This window comes from Frankia sp. CoBUL1 (assembly GCF_978021245.1).
In genome coordinates, this window is the sequence record NZ_CDXDOS010000067.1 from 4,132 (window position 1) to 4,790 (window position 659).

Here is a 659-nt window from a genome sequence, read left to right on the forward strand (position 1 = left end):
CAGTGGGTGTCCTGGCTGCCGCCGCGACTGCCGATAACGCCCCGCTTTTCGTCAACGGAAGTTCGCGTAGAGTGACTGGCGACGGGCAGCCCGGGGGGCGAACCACCGAGATGCTGCGGTCGCTGTTGTCGAAACAGCTCGCCAGGTATGTGCCGTCCATCACTCGGACAATCCAGCCGCTGATCGGGGAGTTCGTCGTCGACGCGGACGTCTTCGCGGCGCTGGCGTTCTCGCGGGGGTACGGCGTCGAGACGTCACTGAAGGTTCTGGCTCTCGATCTGCTCGACTACTCCGATAGTCTCCAGGTCGAACTACCGATCAAGTATCAGGTCGGCCAGCACTACCACAGCCTGGTCAAACAGTTCCATGAGATTAGTTTCACAATCGATGTCCTGGAGGCGTACTTTCAGCGTCGGCGGGTCGACCCGCACGTCGCCATCTGGCAGATCGCCGACAACTACGACCTGCTTTTCCCGGGTCGTACGTATGCGTTGCACCGGCCGCCGGGCTACGACGACACCGACTTCGTTCCGCGGCTCGGCTTCTACCAGCCGTTGGCCACGGCACCGGCTTATCAGGCGCGGTTGCCGGAGATCAAGAGTACCCGTCGGGTCGCGCTCGACGCACTGGGGCGGCGAATGCGGACCTCGGCCTGACCG

Annotated in this window: 1 pseudogene; it reads left to right on the forward strand. The window is 63.4% G+C overall.

Annotated features, from left to right (window positions below):
- Nucleotides 1–656: pseudogene (locus tag AC08OX_RS07670) on the forward strand (glycosyltransferase family protein); the annotation flags it as partial.
- Nucleotides 657–659 lie beyond the last annotated feature (3 nt).